The following is a 22,669-nucleotide window of genomic DNA, read 5'->3' as shown; positions in this document are numbered from 1 at the left end:
GCGCGCATGCCGCTTCGGGGGATGGGGGCGTGCCGCGGCCCTGATTAGCGTCAATATCAGGTGGCAGGCGTGGTGAGGAGCGGCATTGGCACAGAGGCCCCGGGGCGATCGGCGCTCCCGACTCGGGATCGTGCTGACCGCTGCGATCTCCGCATCGGTCCTCGCCTACTTCGGGCCGCTCGCCGACTGGAATGCCCAAAACCCCCTCCTGCCCGGACAGAGATGGATGCGCAGCAATCTGTTCGTCGGCGTCGTGCTGTTCGTGGTGGTGTCGGTCCTGCTCGCGCTGATCACCGCGCGGGGAAAGTCGGCCGACACAGCCGAGCAGGGAGACCCGGAGCTGGTGGAACGCAGCTTCAGCAACCGGGACCGCAGCCTGACAGATCTCCGGAAGAGAGTCCGAGGCATCTGGGTCAACCAGGTTCTGGCCAACTCCCTCGAGAAGCGTGTGCCTTTGCGTCTTGGTTTCGCCACGGCACCGGGTGCCCTGAACGGCGAGGTCGAGGTCCGGGAGAAGGAATCGAGAGTGCTCTCGGTCTCGTCACTGGAGTTCGTCTTCGACCGGGACGAGGCCGAACGCCGGTTGCTGATCGTGGGACGTCCGGGGGCGGGTAAGACGACCCAACTGCTGCACCTTCTCGAAGCATTGCTCGATGCGGCGGATGCCGATGAATCGGCTCCGGTTCCTGTTCTGCTACCGCTTTCGGAGGCGAACTGGGCTCGCATCGGGACATCGGTGCACAGCGTGCTGGACTGGTTGGGATCCGAGATCTTGAAGCGTTACCGGGTCCTGGACGAGCAGTGGCTGACCGCGAACAACTCGCCACTGGTCCTTCTGCTCGACGGGCTGGACGAGATACCCGACTCCGGTGCTCGGGACACGTGTGTGCAGATGTTGAGCCGACTCAATCGCTACACCTTCGGCATGGTGGTGGCCAGCCGGAAGGCCGAGTACTTCCAGCTACGATCTCGCCTGCACTTCGATCTGGCTGTGGAGATCCTCCCCCTGACAAGCGGACAGATCGGCCGTTGTCTGGCTGATGCCGGGCCGGAGGCCGAGGGGCTGCGCGCGGCCTGTCTGAAGGATCGCACCCTGCTCAAGCTCTTCCAGGACCCTCTGGCGCTCGTCGTCGCGATTCTGGCCTACCGGGGTCGAACCCCGGGCCCGGAGCTTCTGAAAGGGTCCGCGAGCCAGCGGCTCGACCAGCTGTGGGAGCAGTACGTCACGCAGATGCTCGACCGCCGTCGTTTCGCGAAACTCGAGCGCTTCGGCGACCGGCGTTTTCCGCCGGCCCGTACCGAACTGTGGCTCAGGCTGATGGCCCGGGTCATGAGCGCACACGGACGTGTCGAGTTCGACAAGCGGGACCTCGGCCCGGAATGGCTCCCGAATTCGCAAGTCATGGGCATGGTGACCGTCATGGCGACGGCTTGGAGCCTGCTGGTCGTCGCCGGCGGCGTGATGCTTCTGCGCCATCTGGACGCCGGTATCGCCGGAACGACAGTCACTGCGGTGTCGATCCTCCTGTGCTTGGTGGCCGGGTGGAGCGGCATCGGCCGCAGGCGCACGGTGCGGTTCCCCATCTGGTACACCCTGCTGCCAACCATCTATCTTTTCATCGCTGGACTGTTCGTCGGCTTCGGTGTCGGTGTCTTCTACGGGCAGCCCGGATTGGCCGCCGGCCTCATCCCACTCAATCTCTTCGGGCCGGTGGGAATCCTGATCGCTCTGGTGCTTGGCCGCTACTCTGACCCGGCCCGCGACGCGGATGCCTTCCGCCCGAACACCGGCCTGGACGACGTTCTGAAGGACGCCGGCGCGATCATCGTCCTGGCCGTCATCCCTTGGGTGTCGCTCGTGGTGGCCCACGGGCCATTGGCGTCATCCCACGTCGCCCAGCAAGTTCTGGCCATCTCCATCGGACCGGGCGTCATCGCACTTTGGGCGTCCGCGTCCAGCATTCTGGTGTCCATGGCCGGTCGCCGCGTGGCCGTGATGTGGGGGTACCTCTCGGGCCAGTTCCCCCGGCCGCTCGGCGCCTTCTTGGCCCACGTCGACGAGCGTATTCTCATGAGCCCGTCCTCCAGCGGTTACCAATTTCTGCACGTCACCCTGCTCGATCACCTCGCCGGAGCGGCGGCCGGCGTACGACAGCCTGAGGACGACGACCCGGGTTGGTTGCCGGCATCGGGACCCACCGTTCTCGACCAGGTCGCCACCCTGGCGGCGCAGGAGGCGACCACCTCCGGTGTCAAGCCGGCCGGAACCGAGCACCTGCTCCTCGGAGCCTTCCGGCAGGCCGGTCGGTCCGACCCCGACGTGTGGGCCTTGCTGGGCATCACGGGGGAGCGTTTGCGGCGCGAACTCGACAGTCTGCCCGGATCGGAGACGCCCGCGTTGCCGGTGTCGCCGATGACCGAACAGGCGGAGAGGTCGCTGCATCGAGCGGAGATGGAGGCGGCGGCCCGCGGCGATCGGCAGGTCGGCGTCGAACATCTGGTGCTGAGCCTCCTCGCGGACCGCGAGTGCCACGCAGCTCATCTGCTGCGACGTCTCGGTGTCAGCAGCGACCGGCTGGTGAACGCGTTGACCTACGTCCGTTCCGGTGTCTCCGCCTATGGGCTGCGCGGGGCCCTCCTCATCTCCGCTCCGGACATGTCACACCGGCGGGACGCCACCTCTGTGATCATGGTGTTCCGTCATCGGCCCGACGGCGCCTACGGCGTGGTGCTCAACGCCCCGACGTCGATGCTGACCGGAGACGGGCTTCCCGGGTCGCAGGACCTGGCCGTCGATCCGAAACGCATCTTTTCCGGTGGTGACCAGTCGCCCGATCGATGGATCTGCCTGGGCTGGCTGCGAGCCGACCGGGATCACCCGCCGTGGTCTTATCACGTGACGGGCAACGTCTACACCCTCGAGGTCGGCGCGGAACAGTTCGAGACGGTCGGAGAATGGTTCACCAAGATCCGGATCTTCGCGGGACACGTGGCCTGGCCATCCGGCCAGCTCGAGCGAGACCTGTTCAGCGGGGCGACGTGGCTCGTCGGAGTCGCCCGGAACGAGCCGTTCAGCCGCATGCCGGACGACCTGTACGCGAAGCTCGCTCGCCGGTCCAACGTCGCATATGCCTGGCTGGACATCTCAGCGCGTGTGGGAAACCCGCATGCCGTCGCTGCGCTGCGGCGCCTGAGCTCGCCGGAAAGCTTGGTTACCGGCGAGGAATAAGAGAACCAAAGGGCGCCCAGCCAGGCATGCTTGTATACCTGCCATGGGCCAACCCTTGCAGCGCCGCGCCGGTCACCCCGGGTCGCGCATCCTCAGCGTCGCCACCTACCGCCCGCGGACCGAGGTGGGCAACGAGACGATCGCCGCCCTGATCGACTCGAGCGACGAGTGGATCCGCCGCCGCTGCGGCATCGAGTCGCGCCGGCGCGCCGCACCCGACGAGGATCTGGTCATGATGGCCGCGGCGGCCGCCTCCAAGGCGCTGGCCGGCGCCGGCGTCGATCCGCGCGACGTCTCGGCCGTCCTGGTGGCGACGATGTCCCACCGCGGCCGCGCCACCACCACGGCCCCGCTGGTGGCCGGCGCGCTCGGCGCCACCGCGGCCGCCGCGATGGATCTGGGAGCGGCGTGCGCCGGATTCCCGTACGCGCTGGCGACCGCCGACGCGCTCGTCCGCGCCGGCGCGGCCGGCTACGTGGTGCTGGTCGGCGCCGAACGCATGACCGACATCATCGACGAGCGCGACCGCGGCACAGCGTTCCTCTTCGGCGACGGTGCCGGCGCGGTGGTCGTCGGCCCGGCCGAGACCTGCGGCATCGGACCGGTGGTGTGGGGCGCCGACGGTTCGAAGAGCGAGGTTCTGCGGTACGACGAGACCGGCATCCTGCGGATGGCCGGCCCCGAGGTCTTCCGCTGGGCCACCTCGGTCATTCCCGACCTGGCCCGGCGCGCACTGGACGCCGCCGGCGTCTCGGTGGCCGACCTGGCGGCCTTCATCCCCCACCAGGCCAACCTGCGCATCACCTCGGCCGCCGCCAAGGCCCTGGACCTCGGCCCGCACGTCGCGGTGGCCACCGACATCGTCACCAACGGCAACACCGGCGCGGCCTCCATCCCGCAGGCGATGGCCGCCCTACCCGACACGACCGGCCCCGCCCTGCTCGTCGGCTTCGGCGCCGGTCTCTCGTACGCCGCTCAGGTCGTCACCTTGCCCTGACCCGCGCGCGTTCCTTCGGAAGTACGCGTCGGCGGCTGGCACCGTCTGGCACACCAGGGCGGCGATCAGCAACACCGAGACCGACACCATGAGGACGACGTCGAGCGTGCCCAGCCACGACGGCCAGGCTTCCTCGAGACGGCGGGCCAGCTCGGCCCGCGCCGGGTCCGGCTCGGCCACGTCGCCGACGACCGAGACCACCGGAAAGTTGAGGAGCGCGAGAACGCCGTACCAGAGCAGGATCGGAAGCCCGAAAACCCAGCTGACGACCCGCGCCCACGACAGGCCGAAGAAGGCGAGGACGGCCAGAACCGCCAGCGCGAGCCCGACGAAGACACCCACCACTGTCATGGTCCAGTGAATGGTGACGCCGGCCGCCGCCCACGCCGTGTCGTTCTCGATGACGCCGTCGTGCGCGGCCTGCTCGTAAGTGCGCATATCCGTGAAGTACTTGTCACCGGACAGCTTCACCTCGGCCGCGAACAACACTCCACCGGCCGCCAACATGCCGCAGGCCAGCCCGACGATTCCCGGCCGCCGCACCCGGCCTGTCGTATCCATCCGCACCCGTTCCTGAAGGGAAAACCGCCACCGTGCGGATGCACGCCGAGTCCGTGGTCAGCCTAAGATCGCGACAGGCACCAGGTGATGCGGGGTCGGTCCAACCGTGACCTACATTTTCGAATTCGAGCACCAGACCATCTGGTCGCCGGCGAACCGGGTGGCGGCCCTCTACCTCGACATGCTCGAAGCCACCGCCGACATGCTGAAGAAGCCGACCGGCCTCACCGAGAGCATGGGAAGCGGCGACTCGTACGCCATCGACCCGGTGGCCTTTCCGGAGTTCGTCGCCGCGATGCTGCGGTACTTCGTTGACCACCGGCATCCGCAGATGCGGCTTCTGCTGGGCAGCGTGCCGGCCGTGTCCATCGGCGTTCTCGACCGGGCGGAGATCGTGATCGAACCGCGCGACGAAGGGGAGCGCGAGGCGCTCGACGAACTACGCGCATTCATGCGCGGGTGACTGGCGGCCCAGGGCCGCACAGCCCGGAGGCTGTGCGGCCCTCTCAGCGTGCGGCCACTCGTTCCAGATGGCCGGCGAAGCGCTCCCGGTGGCGGGGCAGGTCCGGCACGATGCGCGGCGGTGGCTTGCCTATCCGGGCGTCGGACAGCACGCAGTGCAGCAGTTGCGGACTGGTCGCCCCCAGACCCTCGCGCAGGGCGCCGGTGAGCCCGGCCACGTCGTCCACCCGGTGGGCCCGGCCGTAGCCGGCGGCCAGGGAGAGGCCGACGAAGTCAGTCCGCCCGGTCGGCGCCGCCTGGCCGCCGGTGGACTCGTACCGGCGGTCGTCCAGCACGAGGTGCAGCAGCTTGGCCCCCGGGAAGGCGCCCGCGCTCAGCAGGCAGCCGGGGTTCATCGCCAGGCTTCCGTCGCCGTCGACGACGACGACCGTGGAGTGCGTGGACAGGGCGATGCCGAGCCCGATGTTGGCCGCCAGCCCCATGCTGCCGGTCATGTAGAAGTGGCTGGAGCGGTCGGCGACGCTGCTCGCGATCCGGGACGCGTAGCCGGTGGTGAAGATGATCGGCTCGTCGACGGTCGTACGGATCACCGCGGTGATGGCCTCGGTCTTGTTCATGGCCGCCACCCGAACAGGCCCGGGGCGACGAGCAGCGCGGCGGGCACCCGCCGCTCCACGACCAGGGAGCGGGCCCAGGCCACCTGCTCGTCGACGTCGCCGGCGTCCAGCCAGGACACCGGGATGCCGGCGCCGGCCAGCACGCTCTCGGTGATCCGGCCCATCACCACGTTCTCACTGGTGTCGTCGGGCGGCACGCCGCGCATGCTGACGATCAGCAGCATGGGTACGCCGTACGGCACCACGAGTGAGGCGAGGGCGTTCACCGACTGCCCCAGCCCGGAGTTCTGCATCATCACGACGGGGGAGTGCCCGGCCATGGAGGCACCGGCGGCGATGCCCACCGCGTTGTCCTCCCGGGCGATCGGCACCAGCTGGGAGCGGTCCTCCAGGCGCTGGAACAGGGGCGCCAGGATGCCGCAGGGCGTGCCGAAGAACGGTGCGAAACCTTGGTGGCTGAGGGAGTCGGAGAGCGCCGACGCGCAGTCCCTGCTTACCGTTACGGTCATGGTCTTCCAATCGGGGATCGGTGGCGTTCCGGCCGGTCAGCAGGCCCGCAGTGAGCTGGCGAAGTCCGCCAGGTCGCGCAGGCGGGGGTGGCGGTAGACGTCCTGCAGGGTCAGCGGCCGCCGCAGGTCCTGGCGCACCCGGGCCACCAGGTTGATCGCCAGCAGCGAGTGGCCGCCGAGGGCGTAGAAGTCGTCGTCCCGGCTGACCGAGTCGAGCCCGAGGACCCGGGACCAGACGTCGGCGATCAGTTCCTCGACCGGGCCGGTGGGTGAGGTCGCGGTGACCGTGCTGGCCGGCTCGGGCAGCGCCGACAGGTCGAGCTTGCCGCTGCTGTTGGTCGGCAGCCGGTCGAGCGCGACGAAGGCGCTCGGCACCATGTAGTGGGGCAGCCGCTGGGCCGCCCAGCCGACGAGATCCGCCGGCGCCGGCTCGCCCGCCGGCCGGTAGTAGGCGACCAGCGAGGGATCGCCGTCGCGGGGCAGCACCACGGTGGCGATCTCCGCGACGCCGTCGTGCTCGCCCAGCACCGCGTCGATCTCGCCCAGCTCGATGCGGTAGCCGCGGAGCTTGATCTGCCGGTCCTGGCGCCCGTGGTATTCGAGTCCGCCGTCGGCGCGGCGGCGGGCGTAGTCGCCGGTGCGGTACATCCGCGTTCCTCCGGCGGAGAACGGCTCCGGCACGAACCGCTCGGCCGTGAGCTCGCGCCGATGGCGGTAGCCGCGCGCGACCCTGGCGCCGGCCAGGACGATCTCCCCGATGTCGCCGTCGGCCACCGGGTGGCCCTCGTCGTCCAGCAGCATGAGACGCAGGCCGGGCAGCGCCTCACCCAGGTGCGGCCGCCGGTCGGCGGTGATCCAGCACATGGTGGCGTCGACGGTGCATTCGGTCGGGCCGTAGAGGTTCACCGCCCGCAGGACGCCGGCCTCGGCGCGGTCGGCGAGCGCCTGCCACAGGCGCGCCCCGATCGGTTCCCCGCCGACCAGCAGCTGGAACGGCCGGGGCCCGGGCGGGAGCGCCCGCTCGCCGAGCGCCTCCAGGAGCGGCCCGGCGTGCGACGGGGTGATGTCGAGATCGGTGAGCGCCTTGTCCACGATGGCGTCGGCGAGCAGCGCCGGGTCGGTACGGGTGGTCTCGTCCAGCATCACCACGGTGTCACCGCGGCACAGGCGGATCCACTGTTGCACGGAGGCGTCGAACGAGGGCGACGCGTTCCATCCGACCCGGGCGCCGTCCAGCCCGGCGATGCCCACCTCCTCGAGGGCCGTCAGCAGCCGCGCCACCGAGCCCCGGCTCACCTCGACGCCCTTGGGCGCGCCGGTGGAGCCCGAGGTGTAGATGACGTAGGCCAGGGTGTCGGGGTGCACGGGCACCGGCGCGAACGGCCGGTCCTCGCCGGCGGACAGCTCGGCGAAGGTGAAGTCCTCGGCGAGGCTGTCGCCGAAGTCGCCGGCGCTGACGAGGACGTCGGCGCCCGCGTCCTCGACCAGGTAGCGGCGCCGGGACGCCGGCAGTTGCGGATCCACCGGCAGGTAGGCCGCCCCGGCGGCCAGCGTGGCCAGCAGGGTGACGGTCAGCTCGGGACCGCGCGGCAGGCAGACGGCGACGACGCTCTCCGGCCCGACGCCGGCCCGGGTCAGGGACCACGCCACCCGGGCCGCCTCGTCACGGAGCCGGCCGAAGGTGAGCGTGCGGCCCCCGGCGTCCAGGGCCGGCCGGTCGGCCGGAACCTCGGCCAGCCGGGTGAGCAGGTCGGCGGCGGTGCCGGTGTCGGAGGTCATCACTGCTCCGATCGGTGCGGGCCGGTGGCGGGCGGCGGCACCGGGCGGCAGTCGGCGAGCTGCACCGGGTCGCCCATGCCGACCAGGATCTTGCGCGCGCCCTGGAACGCCTCGCGCCCGTGCGCGCACCTGATGTTGTCGACCAGGAGCAGGTCGCCCGGCTGCCAGGACTCCCGCATGGTGACCGCGTCGTACGCGGCGTTGAGGGCCTGGGTGTCCGCCGGGCTCAGCGCGTCGCCGTCGCCGTAATAGGTGTCGAAGGGCAACCGGTCGGGCCCGTACGTGTCGGTCAGCACCTCGCGGATCGTGTCCTCGAGGCTCCACCGGCTCCAGAAGGCGATGTGGTTGAACCAGACCTGGTCGCCGGTGACCGGGTGGGTGACGATGGCGGCCCGGCGCTGCTGGGTGCGCAGCGTGCCGTCGTCCAGCCAGTCGGCGCCGATCACGTTGTCCCGGCAGTACGCCTCCACCTCGGCCGGCTGGTCGGTGCCGAAGCTGGTCTGCCAGGGCAGCCCGGCGAGCTCCGAGTAGTGCCGGACGAGCAGCCATCCGTGTCGCGCGAACCGCTCCCGGATGTCACCGGGCACCAGCCGCAGCGCCTCCCGCATGTCACCGACGGTTGTCGCGCCGCCCTGCTCGGGCGCGACCAGGCAGCCGAACAGCAGGGCGCCCGGGAAGTCCAGGGTGTAGCTGTTCTCGTTGTGCAGCCGGATGGGCTGGCTGGCCGGCAGATCGGTGGAGGAGAAGACCCCCTCGCCGAAGTCCGTCCGGGGCGTCGCCTTCTCCTTGTAGGCCGCCCGCCGGGGCAGGAGGACGTCGCGCAGTTGCGCGAAGTCGGCGGCGCTGGTCATCGGCAGGCCGCGGATCATCGTGCAGCCGGACCGCAGCAGCTCCGCGCGCAGCGGTTCCCGCGCGTCCGAGAGCCACCGTACGGCGTCGTCCAGGTCGCCGAGGGGCGGTGCCGTGACGACGGGGGGCCGTCCGTCCGCCCGCCGGATGTCGATCTCGTTGATGGTGCCGGCGTTCAGCCGTTGAGTCGGTGCCATTGCTGCTCCTTCACTCGACGTGGGTGCCGGCCATGGCGGCGCGCAGGCTCGCGGGCCGCATGTCGGTCCAGACTTGTCCGATGTAGGCGAGGCAGTCCGCCTTGCTGCCCCGGTGTCCGGCCTCGCGCCAGCCGGCGGGCACCGGCAGGTCGGTGGGCCAGATGGAGTACTGCTCCTCGTCGTTGACGACCGCGTCGTAGGTCTGTTCGTCAGTCATGGTTCTCAGCCTCGGCGGCGGCGCTATCGTTCGCTTTTCCTCCGGCCATCACGGGCGTACCGATCCGGTCGAGCTCGTCGCGCGAGCCGAGCAACTCCCACCTCAGCAGGGCGATCGGCACGTTGCCGTTGCGCCACAGCCACGTGTGCACCTCGGCGGGGGAGTGGCCGCGCTCGCGGGCGGCGGCGATCAGCCGCTCGATCTGCGTCTTGCCGATCTGGTAGGACAGCCCCTGCCCGGGCGTCGCGGCGAAGAACGCCGCCTCCTGCCGGGCCGTCGCGTCGTCGAGCGGCACCCCGGCGGCGAGCGCGCCGGCCGCGTCCTCGATCGTCATGCGCCCCAGTGCCAGCCCGACGTCCACCTCGACGCGCAGGGCGCGGAGCCGCATGAAGGTCCACACGGCCCGCCGGGCGTCCGGGTTGTCGTCGAGCAGACCGCTGCGCAGCAGCAGTTCCTCGTTGTAGAAGGCGATGCCCTCGTTGGGGGCGGAGTCGTAGTACCGGCGGCGCAGTGGCCGGGGGTTGGTCCAGGACAGCGCCAGCTGCTGGGCGTGCGCGCCCTCGTGCAGGACGCCGAGCCGGGCGTCGCGGACGTTGGCCAGGTCGAAGAAGCCGCGTTCGTGTCCGACCGGCGGCACGTAGGTGACGGCGTCGCCGGGGCGCTCGCAGCCGCCGAGGTCGTCGGTGACGGCCAGCCAGCACAGCGGCATCAGATAGCCCGGCATCGGCAGCGCGCGGTAGCCGCGCAGCGATCCGGGCAGGTCGAGCAGGCCCGCGTCGCGGTAGTGGGCGAGCACGGCCCGTTCGGCGTGGTCGTGCCGCGCGATCTGCTCGGCCGTCGTCGCGGGAGCCGGCCGCCCCGCCGCGACGGCCGTGGCGGCCTCCTCCTCGTTCCGTACCGCCCGGGCGAAGGCCGCGCGCCCCGTCTCGATCATCTCGTCGGGGTCGTACGGCAGCAGCGCCACCCGATGCCGGAAGAACGCGAAGCCCTCCGCGCCCAGCGGCCCCGGAAAGTCACCCGGGCGCAGCGTGCTCAGGCTTCGGCGGTAGTCGCCGAGAGCGGCGGCGGCGCGGGTGCCGGCGTCCGTCAGCTCCGCCCGCGAGCCGGGCGGAAAGTGCTCCCGCAGCTCCCCGATCGTGGCGGTGACCTGATCCTCCACCTGGTCCAGCTCCCGGCCGGCCGCGGCCGCGAACTCGGGCACCACGTGCCCGTCCAGGTTGGCCAGCCCTTCCCGCAGCATGCCGGGAACGGCCCGCAGCCCGCGGAGCACCGCGGCGCGGCGCGCGGATGGCCACTCCGGCCGGGGGAGCAGGGCGTCGTAGACCACGCCGATCGACTGGTCGACGTAGAAGCCCGGCTGGCGTTGCCAGGCCCGCACCACGTCGAGCTCGAAGCGGACTCGCGCCGTGGCCGACCCGAGCAGGGCGAGGTCGACCACGTCGGCCACTGTGGACGTTGAAGGTAAGGCCGCGATCGCCTGTTCGAAGGCGGCCAGTTCGCGCCGGTGCCGCCGGACGGTGGGACCGCGCCAGTCGGGTAGCCAGCCCGGCGGGCGAGTGATGCGGGGCAGGTCGTCGCGGGACCGCGGCTGCTGGACGGCCCGCCACCGCCAGAACCGCCGGCCGAGGCTGTCGATGCCAGTCGTCATGGCGTCCTCACAGTCGCCCGGCGGCGAGCCGGGGGTCGCGCCCGATGGTCCGCAGGATCCGCTGGTACTGCGCGGCGATCCGGGCCGCGGCCGCCGCGGAGAACCGGGCGGTGTCGTATTCCAGCTCGCCGTGCAGCGAGCCGTCGGATCGCCTCTCGGCCCGCAGGTCGAGCGCGAAGGAGGCGTCGGTCCCCGGCACCGGCACCGGCGTGACCGCCAGGCCCGGCAGTGACAGCCGGGACTCCTCGGTCAAGCTGATCATGGCGTCGAAGAGCGGGTTGTGCGCGGCCTCGCGTCGCGGCGCGACGTGGCGTACCACCAGATCGAAGGGCACGTGCTGGCGCTGGTACATCTCGGTCGCGGCGCGCCGGGTCCGGTCCAGCAGGTCGGCGTACGGCTCGGCCGGGCGCAGCCGCGTGCGCAGCACCACGGTGTTGACGAAGCAGCCGACCAGGTCGGCGACCCCCGGAACGTCACGCCCGGCCACCGGGACGCCGACCGTCACGTCGTCGGTTCCGGCACGCTTGCCCAGCACCAGGGCGAAGGCGGAGGCGAGGACCATGAACAGGGTGGCCTGCCGGTCGGCGGCCAGCTCGTCGAGCGCGGTGGTGTCCGCCGGATCGAGGCGGAACGTCTCGACCCCGGCCGCGCCGGGCGGGCCGGCGGACCGGCGGTCTCCCAGCGACAGGGGGCGCACACCGGCGAGGGCCGTCCGCCAGTAGTCCAGATCGGGCGCGAGCGAGCGGGGCGTCCGCCGTTGCTGTTCCCAGGCCGCGTAGTCGCCGTACTGCACCGGCAGTGGTGTCTCGGCCGCCGGACGCCCGGTGACGGCCTCCTCGTAGCCGGCCGCCAGCTCGCGGTCGACGACGGCCAGGGACCATCCGTCGGCCGCGATGTGGTGCGCCACGCCCACCAGGACGTGTTCCGCCGGACCGGTACGCAGCAGCGCCGCCCGGAACACCCGGCCGGCGGCGAGGTCGAACGGGCGGGCGCACTCGCGCCGGATCGCCTCGTCCAGCCCCGCCGCGCCGGTCACCGGGTGTGTCGGCAGCTCGACCGGCGCCGGCGGCAGCACCTCCTGCGCGGGCAGTCCACCGGCGGCGGGGTAGCCCGTGCGGAGGATCTCGTGGCGTTCGACGATGCGGCCCAGGGCCCGGCGCAGGGCCGTCACGTCGAGGGGGCCGCGGAGCCGCAGCGCCCAGCCGAGGTGGTAGTCGGTGGCGCCCGGATGCAGCTGGTCGAGGAACCACAGCCGCTGCTGGGCGTAGGACAACGGCAGGGCCGTGTCCCGGGGCACCGGCCGTGGCGCGTCCTCGACGGCCTGCCCCACGGCCGGGCCGGCCGTCGCCCGCCGGGCCAGCTCGGCCACCGTGGGCGCCTCGAAGATGTCGCGGATCGACACTGCCCCGATCCGCTCCCGGAGCCGGGCCGCCAGCCGGGCGGCCAGCAGCGAATGGCCGCCGATGGCGAAGAAGTTGTCGTGCACACCGACCGTGGGCACCTGGAGGGCGTCCGCCCAGATCTCGGCGACACGGCGTTCCGCGTCGGTGCGCGGCGCGACCGGTTCGGCCGCCCGGGTGTGCCACGGGAACGGCGGCAGGGCCGCCCGGTCCAGCTTGCCGCTGACCGTGGTGGGCAACGCGGTCACGGCGAGATAGCCGGAGGGGATCATGTACCGGGGCAGCGTGCGGGCCAGCCAGCCGTCGAGGCCGGCCGGGTCGACACTGTCGTCACCGGCCGGGACGACGTAGGCGGCGAGCCGCCGGTCGCCCGGCCCGGCCTCGGACGCCACGACCGCGGCCGCCCGTACCCGGGGATGAGTGACCAGGGCGGCCTCCACCTCGGCGGGCTCCACGCGTACGCCCCGGATCTTGATCTGCCGGTCGGCCCGGCCGAGGAAGTGCAGGAGGCCGTCGCGGTCGCGCCGGGCCACGTCGCCGGTGCGGTACATGCGACCGCCGGGCCGGTCGGTGAAGGGGTCGGGGAGGAAGCGCTCGGCGGTGAGCCCGGGGCGGGCGAAGTAGCCGCGGGCGATGCCTTCGCCGCCGATGAAGATCTCGCCGGGAAGGCCCGGGGGCACCGGTCGCAGGAGGCGGTCGAGCAGGTAGATCCGCTTTCCCGGTACGGCCCGGCCGATCGGCGGTGACATGGACTCGCGCAGGCCGGAGCAGCGGTGGGCGGTCACGCAATGCGTCTCCGCGGGTCCGTACTGGTTGTGCACGGTCACGTCCGCCGTGCCCAGCACCTTGATCACAGTGGCGGTCGGCGCGAACTGCTCGCCGGCCACCGTCACCTCGGCCAGCCGGGGCGGCGTGCCGGCCGGCTGCTCCCGCCAGGAGCGGCAGAGCTGCTCCAGCATGGTCGGTGTGGTGATGAGCTGGGCGACGCCGGCGGCGGCGAGCCACGCGGCGATCCGATCCGGCTCGCCGCGTATCGCGGCCGGCGCCATCACCACCGTGCCGCCGCTGGCCAGCGGAATGAAGATCTCCTGGAAACTGACGTCGAAGCTGATCGCCGCGAGCTGGGCGGTGCGGACACCGGCCAGCTGCTGCCGGATGTGCCAGTCGATCAGATCGACGAGCGCGAGGTGCGGCATGGCCACGCCCTTGGGGGCGCCGGTGGAGCCGGAGGTGTAGAGCACGTACGCCAGGTCGTCCGGCCGGCAATCGGTCGCCGGCTCGGTGTCGGGCTCGTCGCCCGGGCCGGGCTCGGCGGCCGGCAGCACGACGAGATCGGGTCCGGCGCCGGCGGGCGGTGGCGCGCCGACCAGGAACCGGCATCCGGCGTCCTCGATCATCGTCCGGCGCCGTTCGGCCGGTTGGGCCGGATCGAGCGGCAGGTACGCCCCACCCGCCTTGAGCACGGCCAGCATCGCGACGACCAGGTCGGCGCCGGGCGTCAGATGCGTGCCGACGACCGCGCCGGCCGGCATGCCGTGGCCGCGGAGCCGATGGGCCAGCCGGTTCGCGCGACGGTCCAGCTCGGCGTAGGTCACGTCGGCGCCGTCGGCCGAGACCGCCACCGCGTCCGGGGTCCGCGACACCCAGGCCCGGACGAGGTCGTGCACGCGCCGCCCGGCCGAACGGCGCGGCGGCGGGGCGTGATGGGGCCGCAGGCCGGCCTCGTCCTCGGCGGTCAGCATCGGCAGCGCGTCGAGCGGGTCCTCCGGCGCGGCCGCGGCCAGCGCGGTCAGCAGGCGCAGGTAGTGGTCCGCGAAGCGGTCGACGGTCGCGCGGTCGAACAGGTCGGTGGCGTACTCGAACTCGACCCGGGCGGGCACGCCGCCGGCGGTGCGCACGGTGACCGCCAGGTCGAACCGGGCGGCGCCCGGGTCGACCGGCTCCTCGGTCAGCCGCAGGCCGGGCAGGCCGGGGCCGTCGAGGTCGGCGGCGTCGTGGTTGAAGAGCACCTGGAACAGCGGATGGTACGCGCCGGAGCGCTCCGGCCGGACCGTCTCCACCAGACGGTCGAACGGCATGCTCGCGTGGCCGAAAGCGCCGATCGCGGTCCGGCGTACCCCGGCCAGGTAGTCCCGCACGGAGGCCGCGCCGTCGGCCTCGAGCCTCAGCACCAGGGTGTTGAGGAAGAACCCGATCAGCGGCTGGAGATCGGCGTGGTCCCGGTCCGTGACCGGCGATCCGACGACGACGTCGTGGCTGCCGCAGTAGCGGGACAGGGTGACGCCGAACCCGGCCAGCAGGGCCATGTACGGGGTGAGCCGGTGCCGGGCCGCCGTCGCGGTCAGGCCGGTGACCAGTTCCGCCGGCAGCTCCCGCCACAGGCGGGCGCCGGCGCCGGTGGGCGTGGCCGGCCGGGGCCGGTCGGGCGGCAGGGTGGTGAGGGCGGGCAGCCCGGACAGCCGTCCTCGCCAGTACTCCTCGACGCCGGCATCGGCGGGCTCGGCGGCGCACAGCCACGCGGACGCGTCGGCGTGCTGCAGCGGCAGCGGCGCGCGACGCTCCGGGTTCCCGGCCGTCACGGCCGTGTACGCGGCGGCGAGCTCGGCCCGGAAGAGCTCGGTGGACACCCCGTCGAAGACGAGGTGGTGCCACTGGATCTGCAGCAGGTGCTCGTCCGGGCCGCACACCGCGACGTCGACACGCATGAGCGGTCCGTGGGCCGGGTCGAAGGGCGCGCGCAGGGCGGCGTCGAGCGGATCCGCCGAGTGCTCGTCCCGGCTCACGCGGAAGGCGAACCCGGCGGCGGGGTCGTCCAGGATCCGCTGATGGGGCCGGCCGTCCGGCCCGGCCGGGAACACCGTGCGCAGGATCTCGTGCCGGTCCGCCACCCGTTCGAGGGCCTGCCGCAGGGCCGGCAGGTCGAGGGTGCCGCGCACCCGCCACCGGATCTCGGTGTGGTCGGTGGCCTGCGTGTCGCGCAGCTGCGCCGCGAACCACAGCCGCTGCTGCGCGGGGGACAGCGGGATCGGGCGGCTCCGGTCGGCCCGGGGGATCGCGGCGCCGCCGGCCGGCGCGTGCCCCGGCTCGGCGAGGATCCGGGTGATGGCCGCCGCCTGCTCGCGCAGGGTGACGTGCTCGAGCAGCAGCGCCATCGGAACCTCGGCGTCCAGCCGTTCCCGTAGCGCGCCCAGCATCCGCGCGGCGGCCAGGGAGGTGCCGCCCAGCTCCAGGAAGTCGTCGTCGAGGCCGGCGTCGGCGTGGCCCAGCACCTCCGACCACACTGCGGCGACGGCCCGCTCGACCGGGCTCCGCGGCGGGGCGTACGGCCGGCCGGCCGGAGCGGCCGGAAGGTCGGCCAGGGCCTTCCTGTCGATCTTGCCGTTGCCGGTGAGCGGGAAGGCCGCGACCGTGGTGTAGCGGGCCGGCAGCATGTACGCCGGTAGCTTCGCCGCCAGCCACGCGGTCAGCTCGGCGGGGTCCGGCGGGGTTCCGGTGGGTATGACGTACGCGGCGAGGAGCTTCCCGCCGGCGGCCCCTGTGACGGGGTGGACCACGGCCTGGCCGACGCCGGCGTGTGCGGCGAGCGCGGCCTCGATCTCGCCCAGTTCGACCCGGTAGCCCCGGATCTTGACCTGGTTGTCGATCCGGTCGATGATCTCGACGCTGCCGTCCCGGCGCCGCCGGGCCAGGTCGCCGGTGCGGTAGAGCCGCCCGCCGGGCCGGTCCGCGTACGGGTCGGGCCGGAACTTGTCGGCGGTCAGATCGGGCCGGTCGACGTACCCGTCGGCGAGCCCGTCGCCGCCGATGCACAGCTCCCCGGCCTCGCCGCCGGCCACCGGGGCCAGCTTCTCGTCGAGGATCCGGATGTCGGTGTTGAGCAGCGGCGCCCAGTGCGCCACGCGGCCGCCCGGGCCGAGACGGGCCGCGGTCGACCAGATCGTCGTCTCGGTGGGGCCGTACAGGTCCCAGGCCTGGCCGCCGGGGAACGACGTCAGCCACGCGCCGAGGTCGGCCGGAAGGCGTTCGCCGCCGCAGAGCAGCAGGAAGCCCTCCGGCGCCCGCCATCCGATCGAGCGCAGCATCTGCCAGGTCGCCGGGGTCGCCTGCATGGCGGTGGCGCCGTGGCGTTCCATCAGCGCGGCCAGCGCGACCGGGTCGGTGGCCTCCGCGGCCCGGGCGATCACGACGCGGGCGCCGCAGAGCAACGGCAGGAACAGCTCGAGCGCGGCGATGTCGAACGACACCGTCGTCACGGCGGCCATCGTGGAGCCTTCGCCGAGCGGCAGGCTCTCCTGCATGGACCGCATGAAGTTGGCGAGGGCCCGATGCGAGATGACCACGCCCTTGGGCCGCCCGGTGGATCCGGAGGTGTAGATGGTGTAGGCCGGATGGGCCCCGGTGACCGGGCCGGGGCCGTCGGCCGCCGGCTCGGCGGTCGCGTCGGGCGACAGGGTGCGGACCCCGTCGGGCAGCCACGAGGGCACGCCGCGGGCCACGATCAGTGAGGCGCCGGAGTCCTCGACGGTGCCGGCCAGCCGCTCGGCCGGGTGCTCGGGGTCCAGGGGCAGGTAGGCGGCGCCGGCCCGCAGAATGCCCAGGAGCGTCACCAGGAGCTCGATGTCCCGGTCGAGGCACACCGCGACGCGCTGGCCGGGCCGGGCCCCGGCCCGGCGCAGCCGGGTGGCCGTGATCCCGGCGCGGTGCCACAGTTCGGCGTAGCTGAGCCGGCGGTCGCCGCAGACGACAGCGGTCGCCTGCGGTGTGGTGTCGACCCGCGCGTGGATCAGCTCGGGCAGCATGGTCACGTCGGGCCGGGTTTGGACAGTCATGTGATTCCTCCTCGCCGGGCCGTCAGCCGACCAGTTCGACGTTGTACCTGGTCATCCATGCGTTGACCTCCAGCAGCGGGGTGAGCAGATGCTCGGCGCTGGCGAAGGTGAGGGTCTGCCCGCCCCGGCCGGCGAGCGCGCGGACCCGGTCGGCGTCGAGCAGATCCCGCAGCGGCGCCGCCGGGTCGTCGAGCAGCGCCGTCAGCTGGTCGTTCACCGCCGCGGCGTAGGCCGGCGCGAACGTCGCCGGATAGCCGCTCTTGCGCCGCTCGAGGGTCTGCGCGGGCAGCAGGTCGCCGGCCGCGGCGCGCAGCAGCGTCTTCTCCCGCCCGTCCGACACCTTCATGTCCCAGGGGACGTTCCACAGGTACTCGACGAGCCGGTGGTCGCAGAACGGCACCCGGACCTCCAGCCCGACCGCCATGCTCATCCGGTCCTTGCGGTCGAGCAGGTAGGTCAGCGGTCCCTGCATGCTCAGGAAGAGCACCTCGCGCATGCGGGCCCGCAGGCCGGTCTCGCCGGCCAGCCGGGGCACGCGCGCCAGCATCGTCCGGTACCGGTCCCGTTCGGCGTCCTCGGGCCGGATGCGCCGGCGGACGCCGTCGTTCAGGCAGTCGGTCAGCCGGGGTGCGTTGCCCAGCCACGGGAAGGTGTCGGCGGAGACGGTCTCCGGCCGCATGAACCACGGATAGCCGCCGAAGATCTCGTCGGCGGCCTCGCCCGACAGCACCGCCGTCGACTGTTCGCGCACCGCGCCGAAGAACTGGTAGAGCGACTGGTCGAACTGGCCCAGCGCCGGCAGGTCGCGGGCCAGCAGGGTCTGCTCGTGCACGCCGGGGAACGACGCCGGGTCCAGCACCACCTCGGTGTACGGCACCGAGAGGTGACGGGCGGCCAGCCGGGCGTACGGGGTGTCCCGCTCGGGGCGCAGCGGGGTCGACCGGAAGTCGTCCTCCGCCCCGGTGAAGTCGACGGCGAAGGCGCGGACGTCGCCCTGGTCGGACTGCCGCCTCAGGCGCGCCGCCAGCGCGGTGATCACACTGGAGTCGAGGCCGCCGGAGAGCAGCGTGCCGATCGGCACGTCGGCCACCAGCTGCCGGCTGACGACGTCCTCGAGCAGTTCCCGGACCGTCTTCACGGTCGTGGCCTCGTCGTCCGGGTGCTCGTGCGAGACGAGCTCCCAGTACTGGTGTTTGTGGACACCGGACCGGTCGAACCGCAGCACCTGCCCCGGATGAACCTGGTGCAGGCCGATCAGCGGTGTCTCGTCGGGCATGGCCAGGCGGGAGTTGAACAGGACCGGCAGCATGTCCTCGCGGGTCCGGGCGCGGAAGCGGGGGTTGGCCAGGATCCCCTTGGGTTCCGAGGCGAACAGCATCCCGTCGTCGTACGCGTGGTAGTAGAGCGGTTTGACGCCGAGCCGGTCGCGGATCAGCACCATCTCCTCGCGGTCGCCGTCCCACACCGCGAAGGCGAAGATGCCGTTGAGCCGGTCCGCGCATTCGCCTCCCCACTGCAGGTACGCCCGGAGCACGACCTCGGTGTCGGAGCGGGTGCGGAAGACGTGCCCGCGGCCGCGCAATTCGGCGCGGAGCTCCTCGTGGTTGTAGATCTCGCCGCTGTACGCGAGGACCACCGGCTTTCCCTCGCCGGATCGGTGCGCGACCATCGGCTGCGCACCGCCACCGGGATCGACGATCGCGAGGCGCCGGTGACCGAGCGCGGCGTGCCGGCCCAGCCAGGTGCCCTCGTCGTCCGGGCCCCGGTTGCTCATGGTGGCGGTCATCGCGGCGACGACCCGCCCGTGCCGGAACAAGTCCTCGCCGAAGTCCACCCATCCGACCAGACCGCACATGTGCGTCTCCTTCCGAGCTTGTGGTCAGGCCGCGCTCGTCGCGGTCTGGAGTGCGGGCAGCACCTCGGCCGCGACCCGTTCGAGTACGGCGGTGCTGCCGGCGAAGGGCGGTTCCGCCCGGGGATAGGGCACCACCAGGTCGGTGATGCCGGCCGCGGCGTACCGCTGGACGGTCTCGGCGAAAGCGTCGACCGACACGAACGGCGAGCGGTCCCGGTCGGCCAGGTTCAGCAGCCGGCGGACGCCGTCCGGGTCGCGGCCCCGGCGGGCGCAGGCGTCCCGCAGCTGCCGAACCTGACCGGCCACGACCTCGGGTGTGGTGACGGGCGGCTCCAGCCCGGGCCGGGCCACCGTGCCGTTGGTTATCCAGATGTCGGCGACGGCCGCGGCGAGCCGGATGCCGCGCGGTCCGCCGGCGGCCACCGCGATCGGCATCCGCGGCCGCCGGCGGCAGCCGGGAAGCATGTGCACCTCGTCGGCCTGGTAGTGCCGGCCCCGGTACGAGGTGACGGGCTGGCGGAGCAACAGGTCCAGCAGCTCGACGAACTCCTCGAAGCGGTCCTGCCGGGCCCGGGGCAGCGGTACGGCGTTGCCGAGGACCCGGGCGTCCGCGCCGCCGCCGCCGGCGCCCACGCCGAGGACGAAGCGGCCGCCGGAGATGTCGTCGAGCGTCATGGCCTCCTTGGCCAGCACGACGGGATGCCGGAAGTTCGGAGTGGCGACGAGCGTGCCCAGCGGCAGGGTGCTGGTGGCGGCCGCCGCGGCGGCCAGGGTGGGCGTCGCCGCGAACCACGGCCGGTCGGGCATGTCCCGCCAGACGACGTGGTCGTAGGTCCAGGCGTGGGCGAAGCCGAGCTCCTCGGCCCGGCGCCACTGCGCCCGGGCGGTGTCCCATGAGGTGGCCGGCAAAATCATCAGTCCGACGCGGATGGCTCTGCCCTCCCCGGTGCGGTCGTGGCCATCGGCGGGGCGCCGGAGGCCAGGAATTCGTCGAGATCGACCAGGACGCCGTCGTCCAGGCCGGGCGTCTGCCAGCGCAGATCGAGCCGCGGCGGTCGCGACCGGTCGTGGAAGTACACCGCCCGCATCCGCTGCCGGCGGTCGATCACCATCGGGGGATTGGCCACCAGGAAGTCCCGCACGGCCGGGCCGTCGCGCTCGACCCGCAGCCAGAGCCGCTTGCGGCCGAAGTGGGTGGCCGGGACGGTCACGGTCGGGTGCAGCTTCCGTTTGAACTGGAAGATGCCCTTGCTGAGGAAGGGCTCGCAGCCGGAGAGGTCGGCGGTGGCCAGGCCCTGCCGTGCGGCCCACTGCAGGATCAGGACGTGCAGCGCCATGTAGACCCCGGACCGGTAGTGCTCGGCGGCGCCGTCCTGGACCCCGGCCAGCCGCGAGACGACACGGCGTCCCCGCTGGTCGACCACGCACAGCATCCCGGCGACGCGCCGGCCCCGCGCGGTGAGGAAGAACAGCCGTCCCCGGCGGAAGAGGCATTCGTACGCCTCGTCCACGGGCGCGGACCGGGTCCGCTCGCCGTGCCGCACCCGCATCGTCGGCAGGTGGAACCGGTGGTAGAACTCGGTGAAGTCGGCGACGGTGGTGCCCTCCTCCAGCCGCCAGCCGAAGCGGTCGCAGCCGCGGGCGTGTTGCTGGCGGTCCTTGCGGGAGACCCGCCGTACGACGTCGCCGGGGTCGGCCGGCAGCGGCACCACGAGGTGCACCCGCATCGGCAGGACCAGCGACCGGTCCGCCGGCAGGGCGAACGCCTGTGCCTCTCCGCAGCCGAGGGCGACCAGGTCGGCGCCGGCCGGCTCGTCACCGAGCCGCTGGGCGGGCGCCGTCCGGCGGCTCTCGAGGAAGGGCAGCACGTGCACCAGGCCGTCGGCCAGGCCGCCGTACGCGAGCGTGGGCCCGTCGCCGCCGGCGCTGGCCACGAGCGGCGACGGCGTCCGGGCCAGGTCGATGAGGTGGTGGCCGGTGGCCAGGGCGGGGTGGGTGCTGTGGTGCCAGCGGTGGCGGGCTCGTACGGCCCAGCGGGAGAGAGTCACGCCGCGCCGCCTAGCTCGCGGCGGTGCGCATGACGGCCGCCAGTTCGGTGGCCCGGCTGAGCCGCCGGACGTGCTCCTCGGGCAGAGGCGGCAGCAGCGCGTCGGTGTAGAAGCCCGACCCGTGCACGACGACGTCGGTGCCCTCGGCGATGAAGCCGCGTTCGATGCCGACGAGGATTCCGGTGAGCGCCTTGACGATGGACCACTCGCGGATGTCGGCCGGGTCGGACGGCAGCCGTACGCCCGCCTCGGCGCAGAGCTGCCGTACGCAGTCGTACCGGTCCAGGCATTCGCGGCGTGAGACCACGACGCCGCCTCCGCCGTGCCGGGCGACGATCTGGTCGATCTGCGAACAGGTCGGCGGGTTCGTCGTGTAGAACGTGCGGTCCAGCACCTCGTGCGGGTCGTCGGTGACGGCCGGGAACGCCGGATCGGCGCTCTGCCGCCAGCGGTCGCCGTCGCGCCGGTACTCCGGGATGCGCGAGTGCGACGTGTCGCCGTACCGCAGGCTCAGCACCATGTCCGGGGTGGCCAGCTGCTGCACCAGGAAGAATCCGGGGTGCGACGCCGGCGTGGCCAGGTCGGCGTACGCGCCGGAGGAGAGCAGCCGCCAGCCGAGGTGGTAACCCAGCAGGCCGTACGCGCTGGAGACCGCGTGCGCGTGCAGGCGGGGGCGGCTGGCCCGGGTGAGCGGCATCGTCTCGGCCTCGACGAAGGCGCGGACGGAGTCGGCGATGCGGTAGTTGTCGATGTCGAGCGAGTACCACGTGCGGAAGCCGGTGCCGGCCAGGATCTCGGCGGCGCACATGTCGACCGCTTCCCGGGCGAGCTGCTTGACGTTCGCGGGGTGGTCCACGTCGGCGAGCACGAACGGGTTCGCCGCCCGCAGGTGGGCGTCGGCCGACAGGTCGCCGGCCCGTAGCTTGGCCGCCGAGGTGGCGGGGGCGACGGCGACGATGCGCAGCTGCTCCGGCGTGGCCAGCCCGGTGCGGTAGGCGCGGCCGACGGCGGCGCGCAGGGCGGTGGCCTTGTTCGCCGAGGACGGCGTGACGATCAGGACGCCCTCGCCGGTCCGGTCGATGTGATGCGCGGCCCGGGCGACCATGACCAGTGAGGCCAGGGTCTTGGTGGTACGGGTCTCGGGGTCGCCCATCAGGTTCAGCATCCAGAGCGACCGGCCGCGCTCCGCTCCGATCGGGGCGAGCGTGACGCCCGGCTGATCGAAGTAGCGCCGCAGGCGCTCGTCGAGCGGGGGGAGGTCGAAACTCACCGTCGGGGACGGCGCCCCGTCGCGTTCCCGGACGACCTGCCGGGCGGCGGCGCGTACGCCTTGGTAGTACCTGATGAGTGGGGAAGTGAAGCCGACTTCCGTCGGTGCCGAGCTCGCCAAGGTGGGCTGCATGTCCACCAACTCCCTTCCAGCGATCGGTGGTGCTTATCGCTTTCAGGGAACCGGGCGGTCCCATCGCCCG

The 22,669-nt window shown here is 72.8% G+C and carries 15 protein-coding genes; 3 read left to right on the top strand and 12 right to left on the bottom strand.

Going from position 1 to position 22,669, the window contains the following annotated elements; genetic code table 11:
* The first annotated feature begins 130 nt into the window (after nucleotides 1–130).
* Nucleotides 131–3,229 carry a YqgE/AlgH family protein gene (locus tag AB0C26_RS09180; protein ID WP_360244171.1) on the top strand — a complete coding sequence of 1,033 codons (3,099 nt, stop codon included), beginning with the start codon at nucleotides 131–133 and terminating at the stop codon, nucleotides 3,227–3,229.
* 43 nt (nucleotides 3,230–3,272) lie between these two features.
* Nucleotides 3,273–4,226, top strand: a complete 954-nt coding sequence (locus AB0C26_RS09175; protein WP_360244168.1) for a beta-ketoacyl-ACP synthase 3 — start codon at nucleotides 3,273–3,275, stop codon at nucleotides 4,224–4,226.
* Here the strand turns inward: AB0C26_RS09175 and AB0C26_RS09170 are convergent.
* Nucleotides 4,143–4,787 (bottom strand): hypothetical protein, encoded by a 645-nt coding sequence (locus AB0C26_RS09170; protein ID WP_360244165.1) that lies wholly within the window; start codon nucleotides 4,785–4,787, stop codon nucleotides 4,143–4,145. The genes AB0C26_RS09175 and AB0C26_RS09170 overlap by 84 nt on opposite strands.
* A 106-nt stretch (nucleotides 4,788–4,893) precedes the next feature.
* On the opposite strand from AB0C26_RS09170, the gene AB0C26_RS09165 reads away from it, so the two are divergent.
* On the top strand, nucleotides 4,894–5,250 hold the full coding sequence (locus AB0C26_RS09165; protein ID WP_360244162.1) for a DUF6086 family protein: 357 nt from the start codon (nucleotides 4,894–4,896) through the stop codon (nucleotides 5,248–5,250).
* Nucleotides 5,251–5,293: 43 nt separating this feature from the next.
* Here AB0C26_RS09165 and AB0C26_RS09160 read toward each other — a convergent pair whose 3' ends face one another.
* Genes AB0C26_RS09160 through AB0C26_RS09110 form a run of 11 tightly spaced genes read right to left on the bottom strand, consistent with a single transcriptional unit; the run spans nucleotide 5,294 to nucleotide 22,599 of the window.
* The gene (locus AB0C26_RS09160; RefSeq protein ID WP_360244159.1) at nucleotides 5,294–5,866 is read right to left on the bottom strand and encodes a thiamine pyrophosphate-dependent enzyme; all 573 of its coding nucleotides are present in this window, start codon (nucleotides 5,864–5,866) and stop codon (nucleotides 5,294–5,296) included.
* Complete coding sequence (locus AB0C26_RS09155; RefSeq protein ID WP_360244156.1) at nucleotides 5,863–6,375, bottom strand: thiamine pyrophosphate-binding protein; 513 nt, start codon at nucleotides 6,373–6,375, stop codon at nucleotides 5,863–5,865. The genes AB0C26_RS09160 and AB0C26_RS09155 overlap by 4 nt, the downstream gene beginning before the upstream one ends.
* A gap of 36 nt (nucleotides 6,376–6,411) precedes the next feature.
* A complete protein-coding gene (locus AB0C26_RS09150; RefSeq protein ID WP_360244153.1) occupies nucleotides 6,412–8,154 on the bottom strand; it encodes a non-ribosomal peptide synthetase in 1,743 nt (580 codons plus the stop codon).
* Nucleotides 8,154–9,200, bottom strand: a complete 1,047-nt coding sequence (locus AB0C26_RS09145) for a TauD/TfdA family dioxygenase (protein WP_360244150.1) — start codon at nucleotides 9,198–9,200, stop codon at nucleotides 8,154–8,156. The genes AB0C26_RS09150 and AB0C26_RS09145 overlap by 1 nt, the downstream gene beginning before the upstream one ends.
* 10 nt (nucleotides 9,201–9,210) lie before the next feature.
* Nucleotides 9,211–9,417, bottom strand: coding sequence for an MbtH family NRPS accessory protein (locus tag AB0C26_RS09140; protein WP_360244147.1), 207 nt, complete (start codon nucleotides 9,415–9,417; stop codon nucleotides 9,211–9,213).
* A complete protein-coding gene (locus AB0C26_RS09135; RefSeq protein WP_360244144.1) occupies nucleotides 9,410–11,065 on the bottom strand; it encodes a DUF885 family protein in 1,656 nt (551 codons plus the stop codon). Before AB0C26_RS09135 ends, AB0C26_RS09140 begins: the two co-directional genes overlap by 8 nt.
* Nucleotides 11,066–11,072: 7 nt before the next feature.
* Complete coding sequence (locus tag AB0C26_RS09130) at nucleotides 11,073–17,294, bottom strand: amino acid adenylation domain-containing protein (protein ID WP_360244141.1); 6,222 nt, start codon at nucleotides 17,292–17,294, stop codon at nucleotides 11,073–11,075.
* Between the two features lie 22 nt (nucleotides 17,295–17,316).
* The gene (gene asnB / locus AB0C26_RS09125; protein WP_360244138.1) at nucleotides 17,317–19,149 is read right to left on the bottom strand and encodes an asparagine synthase (glutamine-hydrolyzing); all 1,833 of its coding nucleotides are present in this window, start codon (nucleotides 19,147–19,149) and stop codon (nucleotides 17,317–17,319) included.
* 24 nt (nucleotides 19,150–19,173) lie between these two features.
* Nucleotides 19,174–20,079, bottom strand: a complete 906-nt coding sequence (locus AB0C26_RS09120; RefSeq protein WP_360246494.1) for an LLM class flavin-dependent oxidoreductase — start codon at nucleotides 20,077–20,079, stop codon at nucleotides 19,174–19,176.
* Entirely contained in the window at nucleotides 20,064–21,197 is a 1,134-nt protein-coding gene (locus AB0C26_RS09115; RefSeq protein ID WP_360244135.1) for a GNAT family N-acetyltransferase, read from the bottom strand. The genes AB0C26_RS09120 and AB0C26_RS09115 overlap by 16 nt, the downstream gene beginning before the upstream one ends.
* Before the next feature lie 10 nt (nucleotides 21,198–21,207).
* Nucleotides 21,208–22,599, bottom strand: coding sequence for a DUF6002 family protein (locus tag AB0C26_RS09110; RefSeq protein ID WP_360244132.1), 1,392 nt, complete (start codon nucleotides 22,597–22,599; stop codon nucleotides 21,208–21,210).
* Nucleotides 22,600–22,669 lie beyond the last annotated feature (70 nt).

The sequence above is a fragment of the Actinoplanes sp. NPDC048796 genome (assembly GCF_040650035.1).
Taxonomy (GTDB): Bacteria; Actinomycetota; Actinomycetes; order Mycobacteriales; family Micromonosporaceae; genus Actinoplanes.
The sequence above is the reverse complement of the archived record's forward strand: the minus strand, read 5'-3'. Positions and strand labels throughout refer to the sequence as shown.